Source organism: Desulfoferrobacter suflitae (assembly GCF_022603395.1).
GTDB lineage: Bacteria > Desulfobacterota > Syntrophobacteria > Syntrophobacterales > Syntrophobacteraceae > Desulfoferrobacter > Desulfoferrobacter suflitae.
In genome coordinates, this window is record NZ_JAIBKA010000052.1 from 1 (window position 1) to 584 (window position 584).

Annotated in this window: 2 protein-coding genes; both read left to right on the plus strand. The window is 51.4% G+C overall.

Annotation, left to right across the window (positions count from 1 at the left end):
* Positions 1–244 (plus strand): hypothetical protein (locus K1V27_RS22580; protein ID WP_258932540.1); only part of this gene is annotated, 244 nt, incomplete at its 5' end.
* Positions 245–312: 68 nt separating this feature from the next.
* Positions 313–584, plus strand: a 272-nt coding sequence (locus K1V27_RS22585; RefSeq protein WP_258932541.1) for a hypothetical protein, incomplete at its 3' end; no start/stop codon positions are given.

A 584-nucleotide genomic window follows, 5' to 3' on the forward strand; every position in this document is an offset into this window, starting at 1 on the left:
GCCGAGCACGTTCGCATCGCTTCAAGCGAGCTCATCTGAAACCATCACAAGGGGGTTTAAGAACATGAAAGAACCCGATGAAATAAAAATCGCCTGGGTGATATGGACCCTTCTCTCCTTCCTCAATGACATTCTCTGGGACAGGTATGAACAAGAGTTCCTCCAACTCAGCGCCGATTCCCACAAAATGCAACAACTCGATTGGCTCGTTGCCTATTTGAAGGGCTACGATCTGCCTTTCTAAAACCCTTTTATACTGCAGGCCGACTCACCAAAGCCTGCAGTTAAAAAAACCTTGCCGTCGGCACTGCTATGGAAAAAATCCTTGTCAAACTCGCACGCTATTTTGAAAATCATTGGCGAATTGCAGTTCTCGACTTCAAAAAAGGACTCTGGTGCGTTGCCCCGATCTCCTCCAATATCGCCTACCTCAAGGCACAGAACCTCAACGGCCGCCACATCCTCATGCAGCCGCTGCACTCTTCCCATTACCTGCTCGCCGACGATCTCACCTGGCCCCTCGTCTGCCGTCATCATCGCTACCCGCAGGGACGATGGAAACCCGGCCGCATGGTGGTTGAGAC